The organism is Azospirillum sp. TSO35-2 (assembly GCF_003116095.1).
Classification (GTDB): Bacteria; Pseudomonadota; Alphaproteobacteria; order Azospirillales; family Azospirillaceae; genus Azospirillum.
Map to the genome: position 1 here is coordinate 440,018 of NZ_LGRA01000022.1, position 18,345 is coordinate 458,362.

General features: G+C 69.9%; 13 protein-coding genes. 8 read left to right on the forward strand and 5 right to left on the reverse strand.

Annotated elements, in window-relative coordinates:
* Positions 1-35: 35 nt before the first annotated feature.
* Positions 36-941, forward strand: coding sequence for an MBL fold metallo-hydrolase (locus tag TSO352_RS31865; protein WP_109111281.1), 906 nt, complete (start codon positions 36-38; stop codon positions 939-941).
* 64 nt (positions 942-1,005) lie between these two features.
* On the opposite strand, the gene acnB is transcribed toward TSO352_RS31865, so the two are convergent.
* Together acnB and rraA are read right to left on the reverse strand one after the other, a co-directional pair.
* Complete coding sequence (gene acnB / locus TSO352_RS31870; protein WP_109111282.1) at positions 1,006-3,597, reverse strand: bifunctional aconitate hydratase 2/2-methylisocitrate dehydratase; 2,592 nt, start codon at positions 3,595-3,597, stop codon at positions 1,006-1,008.
* 202 nt (positions 3,598-3,799) lie between these two features.
* Positions 3,800-4,306, reverse strand: coding sequence for a ribonuclease E activity regulator RraA (gene rraA / locus TSO352_RS31875; protein ID WP_109111283.1), 507 nt, complete (start codon positions 4,304-4,306; stop codon positions 3,800-3,802).
* A gap of 242 nt (positions 4,307-4,548) precedes the next feature.
* Between rraA and TSO352_RS31880 the strand changes: the two genes are divergently transcribed.
* Positions 4,549-4,953 carry a hypothetical protein gene (locus TSO352_RS31880; RefSeq protein ID WP_247872582.1) on the forward strand — a complete coding sequence of 135 codons (405 nt, stop codon included), beginning with the start codon at positions 4,549-4,551 and terminating at the stop codon, positions 4,951-4,953.
* A gap of 12 nt (positions 4,954-4,965) precedes the next feature.
* Here the strand turns inward: TSO352_RS31880 and TSO352_RS31885 are convergent, their stop codons facing one another.
* Both TSO352_RS31885 and TSO352_RS31890 read right to left on the reverse strand, forming a co-directional pair.
* On the reverse strand, positions 4,966-6,348 hold the full coding sequence (locus tag TSO352_RS31885) for an ATP-binding protein (protein ID WP_199231799.1): 1,383 nt from the start codon (positions 6,346-6,348) through the stop codon (positions 4,966-4,968).
* A gap of 2 nt (positions 6,349-6,350) precedes the next feature.
* Positions 6,351-7,040, reverse strand: a complete 690-nt coding sequence (locus tag TSO352_RS31890; RefSeq protein WP_109111285.1) for a response regulator — start codon at positions 7,038-7,040, stop codon at positions 6,351-6,353.
* A gap of 165 nt (positions 7,041-7,205) precedes the next feature.
* On the opposite strand from TSO352_RS31890, the gene TSO352_RS31895 reads away from it, so the two are divergent.
* Genes TSO352_RS31895 through TSO352_RS31905 form a run of 3 tightly spaced genes read left to right on the forward strand, consistent with a single transcriptional unit; the run spans position 7,206 to position 12,903 of the window.
* Positions 7,206-8,642 (forward strand): efflux transporter outer membrane subunit, encoded by a 1,437-nt coding sequence (locus TSO352_RS31895; protein ID WP_109111286.1) that lies wholly within the window; start codon positions 7,206-7,208, stop codon positions 8,640-8,642.
* On the forward strand, positions 8,639-9,841 hold the full coding sequence (locus TSO352_RS34180; RefSeq protein WP_247872583.1) for an efflux RND transporter periplasmic adaptor subunit: 1,203 nt from the start codon (positions 8,639-8,641) through the stop codon (positions 9,839-9,841). Before TSO352_RS31895 ends, TSO352_RS34180 begins: the two co-directional genes overlap by 4 nt.
* Positions 9,838-12,903: an efflux RND transporter permease subunit gene (locus TSO352_RS31905; protein ID WP_109111288.1), complete on the forward strand. Its 3,066-nt coding sequence runs from the start codon at positions 9,838-9,840 to the stop codon at positions 12,901-12,903. The genes TSO352_RS34180 and TSO352_RS31905 overlap by 4 nt, the downstream gene beginning before the upstream one ends.
* Positions 12,904-13,086: 183 nt before the next feature.
* On the opposite strand, the gene TSO352_RS31910 is transcribed toward TSO352_RS31905, so the two are convergent.
* Positions 13,087-13,938 carry a MurR/RpiR family transcriptional regulator gene (locus tag TSO352_RS31910; protein ID WP_109111289.1) on the reverse strand — a complete coding sequence of 284 codons (852 nt, stop codon included), beginning with the start codon at positions 13,936-13,938 and terminating at the stop codon, positions 13,087-13,089.
* A 391-nt stretch (positions 13,939-14,329) separates the two neighbouring features.
* On the opposite strand from TSO352_RS31910, the gene pflB reads away from it, so the two are divergent.
* From pflB to TSO352_RS31925, 3 genes are all read left to right on the forward strand, one after another.
* Positions 14,330-16,615, forward strand: a complete 2,286-nt coding sequence (gene pflB, locus TSO352_RS31915) for a formate C-acetyltransferase (protein ID WP_109111290.1) — start codon at positions 14,330-14,332, stop codon at positions 16,613-16,615.
* A gap of 3 nt (positions 16,616-16,618) precedes the next feature.
* Positions 16,619-17,377: a pyruvate formate-lyase-activating protein gene (gene pflA / locus TSO352_RS31920; protein WP_109111291.1), complete on the forward strand. Its 759-nt coding sequence runs from the start codon at positions 16,619-16,621 to the stop codon at positions 17,375-17,377.
* A 66-nt stretch (positions 17,378-17,443) separates the two neighbouring features.
* Positions 17,444-18,331 carry a formate/nitrite transporter family protein gene (locus TSO352_RS31925; RefSeq protein WP_109111292.1) on the forward strand — a complete coding sequence of 296 codons (888 nt, stop codon included), beginning with the start codon at positions 17,444-17,446 and terminating at the stop codon, positions 18,329-18,331.
* The last annotated feature ends 14 nt before the right edge of the window (positions 18,332-18,345 follow it).

Below are 18,345 nucleotides of genomic sequence, written 5' to 3' on the forward strand. Positions count from 1 at the left end.
CCTGTTGTCGAGGAATACAACGGGAGAGCGACATCATGGCCACGCAGATTCCCTTGTCGGAGGACAGCAGCGCGATCGATCTTGCGCTGGACGCGTTGCGCAACGACCACACGCACGAGATCGCGCCCGACCTCGCCTACCGCCGGCTCGGCATCGTCAATGTGGTGTTCCAGGGCGCTGCCGGTGCGGGGGACCGTGGCTGGGTGCTGATCGACACCGGGCTGATCGGCACCAAGGGCTTCATCAAAAGTGCGGCCGCCGAACGCTTCGGCCGCGACGCCCGTCCGGCCGCCATCGTCATGACCCACGGCCATTTCGACCATGTCGGCGCGCTGGAGGATCTGGCGGAGGAATGGGACGCCCCGGTCTACGCCCACCCACTGGAACACCCCTATCTGAACGGCCAAGCCGCCTACCCGCCCGGCGACCCGTCGGTCGGCGGCGGGGCGATGGCGGCGCTGGCCCGCTTCTACCCGCGCAAGCCGGTGGATGTCGGATCGCGGCTGCGCCGGTTGCCCGACGACGGCACCGTGCCGGAGATGCCCGGTTGGCGCTGGGTCCACACGCCGGGACACAGCGTCGGGCATGTGTCGTTCTGGCGGGAGCAGGACCGCGCGATGATCGTCGGCGACGCCTTCGTCACCACCGGTCAGGAATCGGCCTACGCCGTCGCCGTCCAGCGGGCGGAAATGCATGGCCCGCCGATGTACTTCACCGTCGAATGGGACAAGGCGCGGGACTCGGTCGCCCGGCTGGCGGCGCTGGAGCCGGAGCTGGTGGTGACCGGCCATGGCGAACCGATGCGCGGGGCGGAGATGCGGGCGGCGCTGCACCGGCTGGCCGACGAGTTCGACCGCATCGCGGTGCCGCGGCGCGGCATCTACCTGGAACACCCGGCGCGGGCGGAAGACCGCAGCGCCTATTGCCGGCCGGAGGGGTGAGACACAAAAGCCCCCGCCGGATCGCTCCGGCGGGGGCTTTGTCAGAGAACGATGCCCGTCAGGCTTACGCCGCGACGACGACCTTGTCCGCGACTTCCTGGAAGGTCGGGATCTGGTCGAAGTTCATGTAACGGTAGACCTCGCCGGCCTTCTCGTTCAAGACGCCGACCTGGGCCAGATACTCTTCCTTGGTCGGGATCTTGCCCAGCAGCGCCGCCACGGCGGCCAGCTCGGCCGAGGACAGGTAGACGCGGGTGTCGATGCCCAGACGGTTCGGGAAGTTGCGGGTCGAGGTCGACACCGCGGTCGAACCCTTGCGGACCTGCGCCTGGTTGCCCATGCACAAGCTGCAGCCGGGCATCTCCATGCGGGCGCCGGCCTTGCCGAGGGTGGCGTAATAGCCCTCCTCGCTCAGCATCATCGCGTCCATCTTGGTCGGCGGCGCGATCCACAGGCGGGTCGGGATGTCCGACTTGCCGTTCAGGATCTTACCGGCGGCGCGGAAATGGCCGATGTTGGTCATGCAGGAGCCGATGAAGACCTCGTCGATCTTGTCGCCGGCAACCTCCGACAGCGTCTTCACGTCGTCCGGGTCGTTCGGGCAGGCCAGGATCGGCTCGTGGATGTCGGCCAGGTCGATGTCGATCACTGCGGCGTACTCGGCGTCGGCGTCCGGCGTCAGCAGCTGCGGGTTGGCGAGCCACGCCTCCATCGCGTTGATGCGGCGCTCCAGCGTGCGGGCGTCGGCGTAGCCGTTGGCGATCATCCACTTCATCAGGGTGACGTTGGACGTCATGTACTCGATGATCGGCTCTTTGCTGAGCTGCACGGTGCAGCCCGCCGCCGACCGCTCGGCCGAGGCATCGGACAGCTCGAACGCCTGCTCCACCTTCAGGTCGGGCAGACCCTGGATTTCCAGGATGCGGCCGGAGAAGATGTTCTTCTTGCCCTTCTTCTCGACCGTCAGCAGGCCGGCCTTGATCGCGTAGAGCGGGATGGCGTTGACGAGGTCACGCAGGGTGACGCCCGGCTGCATCGTGCCCTTGAAGCGGACCAGCACCGATTCCGGCATGTCCAGCGGCATGACGCCGGTGGCGGCGGCGAAGGCGACCAGGCCGGAACCGGCCGGGAAGCTGATGCCGATCGGGAAGCGGGTGTGGCTGTCGCCGCCGGTGCCGACGGTGTCGGGCAGCAGCAGGCGGTTCAGCCAGGAGTGGATGACGCCGTCGCCCGGACGCAGGGCGACGCCGCCGCGGGTCGAGATGAAGTCCGGCAGCTCGTGGTGGGTCTTGACGTCGACCAGCTTCGGATAGGCCGCGGTGTGGCAGAAGGACTGCATCACCAGATCGGCCGAGAAGCCGAGGCAGGCCAGATCCTTCAGCTCGTCGCGGGTCATCGGGCCGGTGGTGTCCTGGCTGCCGACCGTGGTCATCTTCGGTTCGCAGTAGGTGCCCGGACGCACGCCCTTGCCTTCCGGCAGGCCACAGGCGCGGCCGACCATCTTCTGGGCGAGGCTGAAGCCCTTGCCGGTGTCGACCGGGGCCGCCGGCTGGCGGAACAGGGTCGAGGCCGGCAGGCCCAGCGCCTCGCGGGCACGGGCGGTCAGGCCGCGGCCGATGATCAGCGGGATGCGGCCGCCGGCGCGGACCTCGTCGAAGACCACGTCGGACTTGACCGTGAACTCCGAGATCACCTCGCCGTTCTTCAGCGCCTTGCCCTCATAGGGGCGCAGCTCGATCACGTCGCCCATGTCCATCTTGCCGACATCCAGCTCGATCGGCAGGGCGCCGGCGTCTTCCATGGTGTTGTAGAAGATCGGGGCGATCTTGGTGCCGAGGCAGACGCCGCCGAACCGCTTGTTCGGGACGAACGGGATGTCCTCGCCGGTGAACCACAGCACCGAGTTGGTGGCGGACTTGCGCGAGGAGCCGGTGCCGACCACGTCGCCGACATAGGCAATCAGGTTGCCCTTCTTCTTCAGCTCGTCGAGCTGGCGGGTCGGGCCGCGCTGGCCCGGCTCGTCCGCCTCGATGCCCGGACGCGGGTTCTTCAGCATGGCCAGCGCGTGCAGCGGGATGTCCGGGCGCGACCAGGCGTCCGGGGCCGGCGACAGGTCGTCGGTGTTGGTCTCGCCCGTCACCTTGAAGACGGTCAGCGTCATCGACGCCGGGACTTCCGGACGCGAGGTGAACCACTCCGCATCGGCCCAGGACTGGATCACCGCCTTGGCGTTGGCGTTGCCGTTGTCGGCCAGTTCCTTGACGTCGTGGAAGAAGTCGAAGACCAGCAGCGTCTTCTTCAGCCCTTCGGCCGCGGTGGCGCCGCACTCGGCGTCGCCCAGCAGGTCGATCAGCGGCTGGACGTTGAAGCCGCCGAGCATGGTGCCCAGCAGTTCGGTCGCCTTGACCTTGGAGATCAGCGGGCTGCTGTCGGTGCCCTTGGCGACGGCGGCCAGGAAGCCGGCCTTGACGCGGGCGGCGTCATCGACGCCGGCCGGAACGCGGTGGGTGATCAGATCGAGGAGGAACGCCTCTTCGCCCGCCGGCGGAGCCTTCAGCAGGTCGATCAGCTCCGCCGTCTGCTTGGCGGTCAGGGGCAGAGCCGGGATTCCGAGGGCGGCGCGTTCGGCCGCGTGCTGGCGGTAGGCTTCGAGCACGGCAGGGTTCCTCATAAATGAAAGGCCGGCCCTTGGATGGGAACCGTGAGACGGCCCGCTTGAACTCAGGACGGGTTTATATCCCCGCTCAAGTGAAAGAGCAAGGGGGCGCCCGGCTTTCCCGCATGGATCAGGATGAAGTGGCCACGGTTTCGATACTGGTATTACCTGTGCTTGGTATGACCACTTCGATGCCGGCGCTTTATTTCACTGAGGCGGCCTGTTCGGCGGTCAACAGGACGATGCCGTCCTCGTCGGCGAACAGAACGTCGCCGGGTTGGACCAGGGCGCCCGGCAACTCCACGGCGATGTCGACCAGCCCCTGGTCGCGGCGGGTGGAGGCGCGCGGCGTGGCGGCCAGCGCCTTGATGCCGAGCGGCAGCGTCGCCAGCTCCGCCACGTCGCGGACGCAGCCCCAGATGACCACGCCGGCCCAGCCGTTCTTGACCGCCGACGCCGCGATCATGTCACCCATCAGGGCGCAGCGCAGGCTGCCGGCGCCGTCCACCACCAGGACGCGGCCGGCGCCGGGGGTGGCCAGCAGTTCCTTGACGCGCGAGTTGTCCTCGACGCACTTGACGGTGACGACCGGCCCGGAAAAGCGGGTCACGGCGCCGAAATCCCGGAAACCGGGCAGCACGAAGCGGGCGGCGTCCTTGAACCGGTCGAACAGGTCGCAGGTGGGGACGAAATTGGTGTCAGCGGTCATCGGGGCGGCTCCGCAGCTTGGACGTCGCAAAGGATGGCGTGATGGCGACGTCTTGCGCCAAAGCCGTGCCCGAGGCAAGGGCCGCGGCGGCCCCGCATCCGGCGTCGGCGATCATGCCGCAGGGATGTGACAGGGGATTTGCACGAAAGCTCAGTCGGCGGGCGGGCCGGACACCCTATATTGAGGATCATATCAGGAACAGAGTGTGAGCAATGAGGGCTTATCCCATGAGGATGCGGAACTTGGCAACGCGGCCGTCGGCCGTGGACCTCGCCCGGACGGCCGGGGTGCGCGCGGCGGGCGCCGGGGTGCTGGCGGTGCTGCTGGCCGGATGCGGCGCGATCCCGACGCCGCAGGTCGCCCGGCCGGACCCGGCGGTCCTGTCGGCGCTGGAGCGGGCCAGTTCGAACGAGTGCAACCCGTCGGTGGCGTCGGTGCTGACCGGGTCGGGGGTGCAGGCCCCGCAGATTCGCAGCGTGGCCTACGGTCTCTACCGCGACGAGATCCGCGACCGCATCGTCCGCTACGACGCCTGGATCGGGCTGACGAACCAGCCGGGCGCCATCGTCGTCACCGTCGACGACGATTGCCGGCCGATCCAGATCTACGCGCGCGGCGGGGCCCGGTTGCCCGACGCCGCGCGGTAAGGCGCCGGCTTCTCAGGCGAGGCGGGGCGGTGGCGGGGCGGGACCGGCGGCGGCCGGCAGCGTGACCGTCACCGCCAAACCGCCATGGGGCGCCAGCGCCGCGCCGACCCGGCCGCCGTGCGATTCGATGGCGCGGCGGGCGATGGCGAGGCCGAGGCCGAAGCCGGCCACGGCGGTGGTGGCCGTCATCGCGCCGTCGAGCCGGAGGAACGGCTCGAAGATCTTGTCGAGCATCTCCTCCGGCACGCCGGGGCCATGGTCCACCACCGACACGCACAGCCGGTCGCCGACGCCGGCCGCGTCGGCAATCACGGCGGCGGTCACGTCGACCCCGGTGCCTTCGGCGGTGAACTTGACCGCGTTGCGGATGATGTTCTCGAAGGCGCGGCACAGCACCTCGGCGGCGACGGTGCAGACGAACTGCCCCTGGGCGGTGAAGCGCACGGCGCGGCCGCAGGCTTCCGCCTCGAAGGCGGCGTCCTCGGCGATGGCACCCAGCAGTTCGATCAGGTCGACCCGCTCACGGGCGATCACCCCGGCGCCGACCTCCAGCCGGGCGAGCGTCAGCAGTTCGCCCACCATGGAGTCCAGCCGCTCGGCCTCGCGGTCGATGCGGTCGACCATGGCGGCGGTCTTGGCCGGGCTCTGTCGCAGCAGCCCGATGGCCGCCTGCATCCGCGTCAGGGGGGAGCGCAGCTCGTGCGAGATGTCGTGCAGCAGGCGCTGCCGTCCCTCCACCAGCCGCTGGAGCCGGTCGGCCATGCGGTCGAAATCGGAGCCGAGATCGACGATCTCGTCGCGCCGGCTGCCCATGCGGTGGCGGACGCGGGTGGAGAAATCACCGCGCGCCACCGCGTGCAGCGCCCAGCTCAACTGCCGCAGCGGGCGCGACAGGTACCAGGCCAGCAGGCTGCTGAACAGCAACGCCACCAGCCCGCCCGACACCAGCGGCACGGCGAAGGGCGGCCCGGGATCCCCGGTATCGACAACGTCGACGCCGGTCGCCAGCGTGTAGAGGCGCCCATCGGCCGCCTCGACCCGGCGGCGCGTGCCGCCTTGCCCGAGCGCCGATGGCGGTCCGACGAGGCGTCGGCCGTCCTCCGCCACCAGGGCAACGGCGGGAGCGGACGGATCGGCGTTCCAGCCGGCGATGGCGACGACCGCGGCGTCGGTCCCCGACCGCGCCAGCAGCCCTTCCGCCGTCGCCAGCAGGGTGGCGGTGCGGGCCGCCGCCATGCTGGCCGGCAAGTCGCGGTCGCCGGTGAGATGCAGGTAGGACACGCCGCCGACGAAGGACAGCATCATCGCCAGCCACAGCCACGCGAACAGTTTCCAGAACAGCCGTCCCATCGACAGCCGGCGCAGGATCCGCCTGGACATGATTTGTGGGGACATGATCAGTCCGCCACCAGCTGATAGCCCATGCCACGCACCGTCTGGATCCAGGACCGCCCGTCGTCCCGCACGCCCAGCTTCTGCCGGATGCTGCTGATGTGGACGTCGATGCGACGGTCGAAGGGGCTCAGCGGCCGGCCGAGCGCGCGCTGCGACAGCTCCTGCTTGCTGATCAGGCGGCCGGCGTCGCGGGCCAGCGCCTCCAGCAGGTTGAACTCCGTCCCGGTCAGGTCGAGCGGCCGGCCGTCCAGCGTGGCGGAGCGGTTGCCCGGGCACAGCAGCAGCGGCCCGGCCTGCACCGTCGCGGTTGCGGACGACGCCGCCGGCTGCGGGTCGGTGCGGCGCAGGATGGCGCGCAGGCGGGCCACCAGTTCGCCCGGCGTGCAGGGCTTCGGCACGTAGTCGTCGGCGCCGAGGTCGAGGCCGGTGATGCGGTCGATGTTGTCGCCGCGCGCGGTCAGCATCAGCACCGGGATGCGGCTGGACTGGCGGATGCGGCGCAGCGTCTCGATCCCGCTCAGCCGCGGCATCATCACGTCCAGCACGACGATGGAGAAGGCGCCGCTCAGCGCGGCCACCACCCCCTCTTCACCGTTGTGGACGGCGTGGCCCGCGAAATTCTCCTGCGCCAGATACTCCACGAGCATGGCGGTGAGTTCGACGTCGTCGTCCACGAGCAAGACCTTGATCATGCCGCACAGTCGATCCGGCGCCGCCGGGCTGTCAACGGCGAAACACCCTGAAATGCCCCGATTTTGGCGGGTTTTACCCAACTTTACGCTCACTTAACCCCGGTTGACACGGCGGGGGGCTATACCGGGGCCGGTTGATCTCCTTCGATTGGACGCAGGCTCGGCATGGCCTCTGCTTTTCGTTTCGTGGTGGCGCTGGCGTCGGGGCTTGGCCTGACGGCCTGCGCGGTGGGGCCGGACTACCACCCGCCCTGGCCGGTGGCGCCGCCGTCCTGGTCGGCGCCCCTGCCGCACGGTGGCAGCACGGCGACGCTGGTCGGCTGGTGGGACCGCTTCCATGACCCGGTGCTGACCGACCTGCTGCGCGCCGCCGAAGCGGGCAGCCCGTCGCTGGCCCAGGCCTGGGCCAACATCCGCAAGGCGCGCGCCACGCTGGCGAGCGACCAGGCCGCCCGGCTGCCCAGCGTCACCGGCGGCGGATCGGCCCAGCGGAGCAGGCAGTCGGCGCTGGGCGGCGTCGCCACCGGCAACACGCTGTCGGGCAGCCTCGACGCCTCGTGGGAGGTCGACCTGTTCGGCAAGCTGCGGCGCACCTCCGAAGCGGCCGGGGCGCGGGTGGAGGCGCGGACCGACGACTGGCATGACGCCCGCGTCTCGCTGGCGGCGGAGGTCGCCGACGACTATGTCCAGTTCCGCGCCTGCCGCCTGCTGGCCCGCGCCTACGCCGACGAGGCGGCTTCGCAGGGCGGGACCGCGCGGGCGACCGCGACGTCGGTCCGCGCCGGCTTCACCTCCACCGTCAACGGCGCGCTGGCCGAGGCGAGCGCCGCCAGCCTGCGCGCCAGCGCGACCGCCCAGCAGGCGGAGTGCGACGTGCTGGTCAAGGCGTTGGTGGCGCTGACCGGCCTCGACGAACCGGCGCTGCGCGGCCGGCTGCAACAGGCGCCGGCCGAGCTGCCGCAGCCGGTCGGCTTCGCCGTCGACCATGTTCCGGCCGCCCTGCTGGCCCAGCGCCCCGATCTGGCCTCGCTGGAGCGCGAACTGGCGGCGGCCAGCGCCGAGATCGGCGTCGCCGAGGCCGACCGCTACCCCAGCCTGTCCTTCAGCGGCGAGATCGCGCGGTCCGGCGTGGCGCTGGGCAGCCTGATGACGACGTGGCTGGTCGGCTCGTCGCTGACGGCGCCGCTGTTCGACGCCGGCAAGCGCGCCGCCACCGCCGACAGCGCCAGGGCCAGTTACGACTATCGGCTGGCCGCCTACCGCGACGGCGTCCGCACCGCGATCAAGGAGGTCGAGCAGGCGCTGGTCCGGCTCGACGCCGCCGCCCGGCGGACCGACGACAGCCGGACCGCGGCGGAGGGCTATCGCAGCTATTTCGAAGCGATCGACCGCAACTGGCGGGCCGGCGGCGCCAGCCTGCTCGACCGCGAGGAGGCGCTGCGCAACGCGCTGAACGCCGAGATCACGCTGATCACCGTCCAGCGCGACCGGATCGAATACTGGATCGCCCTCTACAAGGCGCTGGGCGGCGGCTGGCAGGCCGGGACCCCGGCCACCCCGCCGGCGCACTCATCCGACACCAAGGCTGGAGACGCATCGTGACGTCCTTTTCCCGGGCCGGGATGGCCGTTGCCGGCCTCGGCGCCGTCTTTCTCGCCGCGACGGCCGGCCTGACCCTGCTGTCCGACACCTCGCCGTCCGACGCCTCGGCCACGCCGGCCGCGGCATCGCCGGTCGAGCGCGGCAGCGTGCTGACCGTCACCGTCACCACCCCGCAGACGCTCGACTGGCCGCAGAGCCTGCCGGCCAGCGGCGCGTTGGCGGCGTGGCAGGAGGCGGTGATCGGGGCCGAGACCGGCAATCTGCGCGTCACCGACCTGTTCGCCGACGTCGGGTCGGCCGTCACCCGCGGGCAGGAGCTGGCGCGGCTGGCGCAGGACAGCGTGCAGGCCGACATCCGCAAGCAGGAGGCCACGGTGGCCCAGGCCAGGGCGAGCCTCGCCCAGGCCCAGGCCAACGCCAAGCGCGCCCGGCTGGTCAAGGGCAGCGGCGCCCTGTCGGAGCAGCAGGTCACCGAATACCTGATCGCCGAGGACACGGCGAAGGCCAGCCTCGCCGCCGCCCAGGCCGATCTGGACAGCAGCCGGATCACACTGGCCCGCACCAGCATCCGCGCGGTCGACGACGGTGTGGTCACCGCCCGCTCCGCCACGCTGGGCAACGTGGTGTCGGCCGGGACTGAGCTGTTCCGCCTCCAGCGCCAGGGCCGGGTGGAGTGGCAGGCCGAGCTGGACGCCCGGCAGTTGCCGCAGATCCGCGCGGGCCAGAGCGCCCGTGTGACCCTGCCCGACGGCCGTCCGGTCGACGGCACGGTGCGCCAACCCGGCCCCAGCCTGAACGCCAACACCGGCCGCGGCATCGTCTATGTCGGCCTGAGCGCCGGCAGCGGCGCGCTGGCCGGCGGCTTCGCCAGCGGCGAGATCGAGCTGGGCGACCGGCCGGCGCTGACCGTGCCGCAGTCGGCGGTGGTGCTGCGCGACGGCCGCTCGCTGGTCTTCACCATCGGCGCCGACGACCGGGTGACCCGCCGCATCGTCGCCACCGGGCGGCGGCGCGACGACCGGGTGGAGATCCTGTCCGGCCTGCCGGCCGACGCGCGGGTGGTGGAGACCGGCGGCGCCTTCCTGTCCGACGGGGCCCCGGTCACGGTCGCCCCGATCCCATCATCCGCCCGGCCCCCCGCCCAGGCGGCGCAGGGGCCGACCGACACCGCCAGCCTGCCGCCGGAGATCCGCCGATGAACGTGTCCGCCTGGTCGATCCGCAACCCGGTTCCGGCGCTGCTGCTGTTCATCCTGCTGACCCTGCTCGGCCTGATCGGCTTCGACCGGCTGGGCATCCAGCAGTTCCCCGACATGGACCTGCCCACCGTCACCATCAGCGCCTCGCTGGAAGGCGCCGCCCCGGCCCAGCTTGAGACCGAGGTGGCGCGCAAGATCGAGGACAAGCTCGCCTCGCTCGGCCGGGTGGAGCACATCACCACCACCATCACCGACGGCGCCGTCTCCATCAACGTGTCCTTCGACATCGACAAGAACGGCGAGGAGGCGCTGAACGAGGTGCGCAACGCGGTGGACGGTGCCAAGGCCGACCTGCCCGCCAGCATGGCCTCGCCCAGCGTGTCGAAGGTGACGGCGGAAACCCGCGCGCTGCTGACCTACACCGTCCGCTCCGACCAGCTCGACGAACAGGACTTGTCCTGGTTCGTCGACAACGACGTCACCAAGGCGGCGCTGTCGGCCAAGGGCGTGGCCGGCGTCACCCGCATCGGCGGCATCGACCGCGAGGTGCATGTCGATCTCGACCCGACGCTGATGGCCGGGCTGGGGGTGAGCGCGTCGAACGTCTCGACCGCCGTGAAATCGGTGCAGGCCGACAGCTCCGGCGGCCAGGGCGAGGTCGGCGGCAAGCGCCAGTCGCTGCGCACGCTGGGCGCCGTCGGCACGGTGGAGGAGGTCGCCGCCATCACCGTGCCGCTGACCGACGGGCGCCGGGTCCGGCTCGACCAGGTGGCGCGGGTGACCGACACCCACGCCGACCGCAGCACGCGGGCCTTCCTGGACGGCCAACCGGTCATCGCCTTCCAGATCACCCGGACCAAGGGCTTCTCCGACGTCGGCGTCGCCGAGGCGGCGCGCAAGGCGCTGTCGGCCTTCGCCACCGCCCACCCGGAGGTGACGATGGACGAGGCCAGCACCACCGTCACCCCGATCGTCGAGAACTACCGGGGCTCCCTGCATCTGCTGCTGGAGGGGGCGGTGCTGGCGGTGGTGGTGGTCTGGTGGTTCCTGCGCGACTGGCGGGCCACGGTGATCTCCGCGGTGGCGCTGCCGCTGTCGATCATCCCGGCCTTCGGCGCCATGCAGCTGCTGGGCTTCAGCCTGAACACCATCTCGCTGCTGGCCTTGGCGCTGGTGGTCGGCATCCTGGTCGACGACGCCATCGTCGAGGTGGAGAACATCGCCCGCCACATGCGGCTGGGCAAATCCGCCCGCTCCGCCGCGATGGAGGCGGCGGACGAGATCGGGCTGGCGGTGATCGCCACCACCTTCACCCTGGTGGCGGTGTTCCTGCCCACCGCCTTCATGGGCGGAATCCCCGGCAAAATCTTCCGCCAGTTCGGCATCACCGCGGCGGTGGCGGTGCTGGCCTCGCTGCTGGTCGCCCGGCTGCTGACGCCGATGATGGCCGCGCAGTTCATGAGGACCAGCCCGGAGGAGGAGCGCGACGGCCGGCTGATGCTGGCCTATCTGGCGACGGTGCGCGCCTGCCTGCGCCACCCCTGGCGCACGGCGGCGGTGGCCGTGGCCTTCTTCGCGCTGTCGCTCGGTCTGGTGCCGCTGCTGCCCACCGGCTTCATGCCGGCGCAGGACGACGCCCAGAGCCAGGTGACGCTGACCCTGCCGCCGGACGCCACGCTGGACGACACCACGGCGCTGGCCGTACGCGCCGACGCCCTGCTGCGCCGGGTGCCGGAGGTGACGGGGGTGTTCACCGCGGTCGGCACCGCGACGATGGGCGGCGGCATGGACGCCACCACCACGACCAGCCCGCGCACCGCCTCCCTGACGGTGCAGCTGTCGCCGCGGTCGGAGCGCCACCGCGCCCAGTCGGCGGTGGAGGCGGAGATGCGCGGCCTGCTGCGGCAGCTGCCCGGCGCCCGCGTCGAGGTCGGACGCGGCGGCAACGGCGAGCAGTTGCCGATCACCCTGGCCAGCGACGATCCGGTGGCGCTGGAACAGGCGGCCGCCGCGGTGGAGGCCGACCTGCGCACCCTGAAGGGCATCGGCAACGTCACCTCCGGCGCGGCGCTGCAACGGCCGGAGATCCAGATCCGGCCGGATTTCGCCCGCGCCGCGGCGCTCGGCGTCACCTCGCAGGATCTGGCGGACGCGGTGCGGATGGCGACCTACGGCGACTATTCCACCGCGATCCCCAAGCTGAACCTGCCGCAGCGCCAGATCGCCGTCCGCGTGCGGATGGATCCGGCGGTGCGCGCGGACCTGGACTGGCTGGGCCAGTTGCGGGTGAAGGGCGGCGGCGGGATGGTGGCGCTCGGCTCCGTCGCCGGCATCGGCTTCGGCAGCGGTCCGTCGCAGGTCGACCGCATCGACCGCTCGCGCAACGTCTCGCTGACCGTCGAGCTGGGCGGCCGATCGCTCGGCGAGGTGATGCGCGAGGCCAAGCAACTGCCGGCGATGCGGGCGCTGCCCGCCTCGGTCCATCTGGTCGAACAGGGCGAACTGGAGCGGATGAGCGAGCTGTTCAACGGCTTCGGCACCGCCATGGGCATCGGCGTCTTCTGCATCTACGCCGTGCTGGTGCTGCTGTTCCATGAGTTCCTGCAGCCGGCGACCATCCTCGCCGCCCTGCCGCTGTCGGTCGGGGGTGCGCTGTTCGCGCTGCTGGCGGCGGGGATGAGCTTTTCCATGCCGACCGTCATCGGGCTGCTGATGCTGATGGGCATCGTCACCAAGAACTCGATCCTGCTGGTCGAATACGCGGTGATGGCGCGGCGCGACCAGGGGATGGACCGGGTTTCGGCGCTGATCGACGCCTGCCACAAGCGTGCCCGCCCGATCCTGATGACGACCATCGCCATGGGCGCCGGCATGATGCCGATCGCGCTGGGAATGGGCGCCGACCCCAGCTTCCGCCAGCCGATGGCGGTGGTGGTGATCGGCGGCCTGCTGACCTCCACCTTCCTCAGCCTGCTGGTGATCCCGGCGCTGTTCCTGCTGGTCGACGACCTGTCGCGCCGGGTCGCCGGCTGGTTCGTGGCGGACCGGGTGGTGGAAGGCTGACCCGGCCGGACCGACACCCGTCCGTCATGCTATCAAGCGTAAAGCCTGACGCATCAGGCTTTACGCTCGCCCTCAATCGGCGGGCGCGGCCGTCCGGCCGCTTGCCTTCGCAGGCATGGGCCTGCGGGGCCGCCGTCGCGGCCCTTACCGTCGAGCGTAAGTCAGAACTTACGCTCGACGGTATCACTTGGCGGACAGGCGGGTGTCGAGCGCCCGGTCCTGGCGCTTCATCCGTTCCTGCAGGGCGTCTCCTTTCCGCAGCGCCACCGCGATTGACAGGATGTCGCCGAGGACGAGGTGGGCGATGCGCACGGTCATCGGCGAGTGGATGTCGAAGTCGTCGGCGATGTCGGCCACCAGGCTGACGTTGGCAAGCTCGGCCAGCGGCGAGCCGGAGCGCGTCAGCGCCACCACGTCGGCCCCGGCGTTGCGGGCGTTGCGCACCGCGTCCAGGATATCGCGGGTGCGGCCGGTGCTGGACACCGCCACCACCGCGTCGCCCGGCGCCAGCATCAGGGCCGAGGCGAAATAGACATGGCTGTCGCTGTAGGCGACCGTCGGCATGCCCAGCCGGAAGAACTTGCGCTGGATGTCCTCCGCCACCGTGCCGGAGTTGCCAGAGCCGTAGAACTCGATCCGCCGCGCCGCCGCCAGCAGGTCGGCCGCACGGTCGACGGCGTCGGCCGGCAGGGTGTTGCGCACCTGCATCAGCGTGGCGATGGTGCGGTCGAACAGCTTGCCGGCCAGCACCGCGCCCGGCACCTCGTCGCCCGGTTCGCCGACCGACAGGTCCTGGTGCAGGAACGGCATGCCGCCGGCGATGTCCTGCGCCAGCTTGATCTTGAACTCGCGGAAGCCGCGGCAGCCGAGCGCCGAGCAGAAGCGCGCCACCGTCGGCTCGCTCACCCCGGCCCGGTCGGCCAGTTCGGCCATCGACAGGTTGATGACGTCGCCCGGATGGGCCATGGCATAGTCGGCCAGCTTGCGTTCCGACGGCCGGATCTGGTCGCGGACCGCCGCGATTCTCGCCAGCATGGGGGCTGTCTCCCTTCTGATTGTGCAGGACCCTAGCACATGTAGCAAAACTACATATAGAGCGCTACGAACGACCGAATCCGTCGCCCGTCCTTCGCCTCTCTTTCCGAGGCTTTCCAACCTTCTGCGGCTTGCCCTGCGACAAAATGGCAAGCCCGTCCGCCTTGTGGCCGGGCCCGTGCGAGAGTATGTAGTAAAACTACAGAGCGGGCGCAAACCCCGGCTTCGAACACGTCAAACACCGGCCGGCGCCTGCTCTGAGAATCTGATGTGTATCAACGAATTCGGGCGCCGATGCGCCTATGGTTCCAACAAATCCGCTCGTCGCGGACCCACACGACCGCCGACACGGCCACTGACCGCGCCGACGTCTATTCCCTGAGGAGACATCATGGACACCCTGCTGATGGACGGACTTGCCCAGGCCCCGGAGCAGCAGTCCGTCGCCGAACCCTGGCGCGCTTTCGCACCAGGCGTCTGGCGCCGCTCGGTCGACGTCCGCGATTTCATTCAGCGCAACCTGACCCCCTATGAAGGGGACGCCAGCTTCGTCGCCGGCCCCACCGCCCGCACCACCGCGCTGTTTGCCAAGGTCAGCGACCTGCTGAAGCAGGAACGTGCCGCCAAGGGCGGCGTGCTCGACGCCGACACCGAGCGTTTCGCGTCGATCACCGCGCACGCCCCGGGCTACATCGACCGGGAGCTGGAAGTGATCGTCGGTCTGCAGACCGACAAGCCGCTGAAGCGCGCCATCATGCCGTTCGGCGGCTGGCGCATGGTCAAGACCGGTCTGGAGGCCTACGGTTACACCCCCTCGCCCAAGCTGGAAGAGGTGTTCCCGAGCCTGCGCAAGACGCACAATGACGGCGTCTTCGACGTCTACACCCCGGAGATGCTGCGCTGCCGCAAGTCGGGCGTCATCACCGGTCTGCCCGACGCCTACGGCCGCGGCCGCATCATCGGCGATTACCGCCGGCTGGCGCTGTACGGCGCCGACTTCCTGATCAAGGACAAGAAGGCCCAGCTGACCTCGCTGGAAGTCAGCCGCATCGACGAGGACATCCTCCGCCTGCGCGAGGAGATCTCCGAGCAGATCCGCGCGCTGAAGGAGCTGGTCACGATGGCCGCCTCCTACGGCGCCGACGTCAAGCGCCCGGCCGCCACCGCCCGCGAAGCGGTGCAGTGGACCTACCTCGCCTATCTGGCGGCGGTGAAGGAGGCCAACGGCGCGGCGATGTCGATCGGCCGCGTGTCCAGCTTCCTCGACATCTACATCGAGCGCGACCTGCGCGCCGGCGTCCTGACCGAGGCCGAGGCGCAGGAGCTGATCGACCAGTTCGTCATCAAGCTGCGCCTGGTGCGTTTCCTGCGCACGCCGGAATACGACCAGCTGTTCTCGGGCGATCCGACCTGGGTGACCGAGTGCCTGGGCGGCATGGGGCTGGATGGCCGCACGCTGGTGACCAAGAACAACTTCCGCATGCTGCAGACCCTGCACAACCTGGGTCCGGCGCCGGAACCGAACCTGACCGTGCTGTGGTCGGAAAAGCTGCCGGAAGGCTTCAAGCGTTTCTGCGCCGCCACCTCGATCAAGACCTGCTCGGTCCAGTACGAGAACGACGACCTGATGCGCGCCTATTGGGGCGACGACTACGGCATCGCCTGCTGCGTGTCGGCGATGCGCATCGGCAAGCAGATGCAGTTCTTCGGCGCCCGCGCCAATCTGGCCAAGACGCTGATGTACGCCATCAACGGCGGCAAGGACGAAGTGTCGGGCGACCAGATCGGCCCGGCCTACGCCCCGATCACCGGCGACGTTCTGGACTATGACGAGGTCATGGCCCGCTTCGAGCCGATGATGGAGTGGCTGGCCAAGGTCTACATGAACGCCCTGAACGCCATTCACTACATGCACGACAAGTACATGTACGAGCGGCTGGAAATGGCGCTGCACGACCGCGACATCCTGCGCACCATGGCCTGCGGCATCGCCGGCCTGAGCGTGGTGGCCGACAGCCTGTCGGCGATCAAGCACGCCAAGGTGAAGGTGATCCGCGACGCAAAGGGCCTCGCCACCGACTTCGAGATCGAGGGCGACTATCCGGCCTTCGGCAACAACGATGCGCGGGTCGACGACATCGCGATCTGGGCGGTCGAGCGTTTCATGACGGCGCTGCGCAAGCAGAAGGCCTACCGCAACGCGATGCCGACCCAGTCGGTGCTGACCATCACGTCGAACGTGGTGTACGGCAAGAAGACCGGCAACACGCCGGACGGCCGCAAGGCCGGCCAGCCCTTCGCGCCGGGTGCCAACCCGATGCACGGGCGGGACAAGAAGGGTGCGGTCGCCTCGATGGCGAGCGTGGCGAAGCTGCCCTACGCGCACGCGCAGGACGGCATCAGCTACACCTTCACCATCGTCCCCGGCGCGCTCGGCCACACCGAGGACGAGCGGGTGGACAATCTGGTCGGCATGCTGGACGGCTATGCCGCGCAGGGTGGCCACCACATCAACGTCAACGTGTTCGACCGCGCGACGCTGCTCCACGCCATGGACCATCCGGAGCTGTACCCGCAGCTGACCATCCGGGTGTCGGGCTACGCCGTGAACTTCATCAAGCTGACGCGCGAGCAGCAGCTCGACGTCATCTCCCGCACCTTCCACGACAGACACTGAGCGATGAGCACCACACCCCTGACCCGTCCCGGCGCCGTTTCCGGCTGGGTCCATTCGGTCGAGACCGGCGGCACCGTCGACGGGCCAGGGGTGCGCTTCGTGCTGTTCCTGGCCGGCTGCCCACTGCGTTGCCTGTACTGCCACAACCCCGATACCCTTCACATGCATGACGGAACGCCGACGTTGTCGACGGCCGTCGTGGACGAGATCGGCGGTTATGCGGAGTTCCTGAAACGGGCGCGCGGCGGAATCACGATCAGCGGCGGTGAGCCGCTGGTCCAGCCGGAGTTCTGCGCGGCGGTGTTCCGCGGTGCCAAGGCGATGGGCCTGCACACCGCGCTGGACACCTCCGGTTTTCTCGGCAAGCACGCCGACGACCTTCTGCTGGAAGACGTCGACCTCGTGCTGCTGGACATCAAGGCGTTCAAGGAAAGCACCTACCGCCGGGTCACCGGCGTTCCGTTGCGCCCGACGCTGGAATTCGCCGAACGACTGTCCGTGATGAAGAAGCCGATCTGGCTGCGCTACGTTCTGGTGCCGGGACTGACCGACGATCTTGCGGAAATCCGCGACCTCGCCGGATTCGCCGCCGGGCTGGGCGTGGTGGAGCGGGTCGATGTCCTGCCCTTTCACAAGATGGGCGAACACAAATGGAAGGCGCTGGGCCGGCGCTACATGCTGTCGAACACGCCGGAGCCCTCGGCCGAACTGACCGGCCGGGTCCGCGACATCTTCCGCGCTGAGGGGCTGCGGACCGCCTGAGACAACGCGCGATCAGCCACCGGCGAAAAGCCGGGCCGGCAACGGCGCGAGCAAGGAATTACCCCGATGAACATGGACAGCAACGACGTGCCCGGCTGGAGCCAGCCGACGCCGCAGAGCCTCGACGCGCTGATGCCCGACGCCATTGCGCTCGCCGCCGAAAATCTGGGCGTCAAGAAGGCCCATTACGACACCCCCACCCTGTTCGCCCTGGCGGTTCTCGCCGGTGCCTTCATCGCCTTCGGCGGCCTGTTCGCGACCATCGCGATGTCGGGGGCCGAAGGCATGCTGCCCTACGGCCTGACCCGGCTGCTGGGCGGGCTGGTCTTCTCGCTCGGCCTGATCCTGGTGATCGTCGGCGGTGCGCAGCTGTTCACCGGCGACGCGCTGATGGTGATGGCCTGGGCCAGCGGCCGGCTGCACGCCCGCGAGATGCTGCGGGTGTGGACCACCGTGTGGCTCGGCAACTTCGTCGGCGCCGCCGGCACCGCGCTGCTGGTGTTCCTGTCCGGCCAATACACCTTCGGCCATGGCGCGGTCGGCGCCTCGGCGCTGTATTTCGCGGTGTCCAAGAGTTCACTGCCGACCGACCAGGCCTTCTTCCTGGGCATCCTGTGCAACGTGCTGGTCTGCCTGGCCGTGTGGCTGGCGCTGGGCGCGCGCAGCGTCGGTGACAAGATCCTGGCGATCACCTTCCCGGTCGCCGCCTTCGTCGCCGCCGGCTTCGAGCACTGCGTCGCCAACATGTACTTCGTCCCGCTCGGCCTGCTGATCGAATGGGGCGCGCCGGACAGCTTCTGGCACGACCTCGGCCGGTCGGCCCCGACGATCCCGGTCGGCCATTATCTGGTCAACCTCGGCGCCGTGACGATCGGCAACTGGATCGGCGGAGCGGTCATGGTCGGCGCCGTCTACTGGTTCATCTACCGGCGCCCCAAGCTCAAGCTGCACTGATCGGCTTTCGAGCG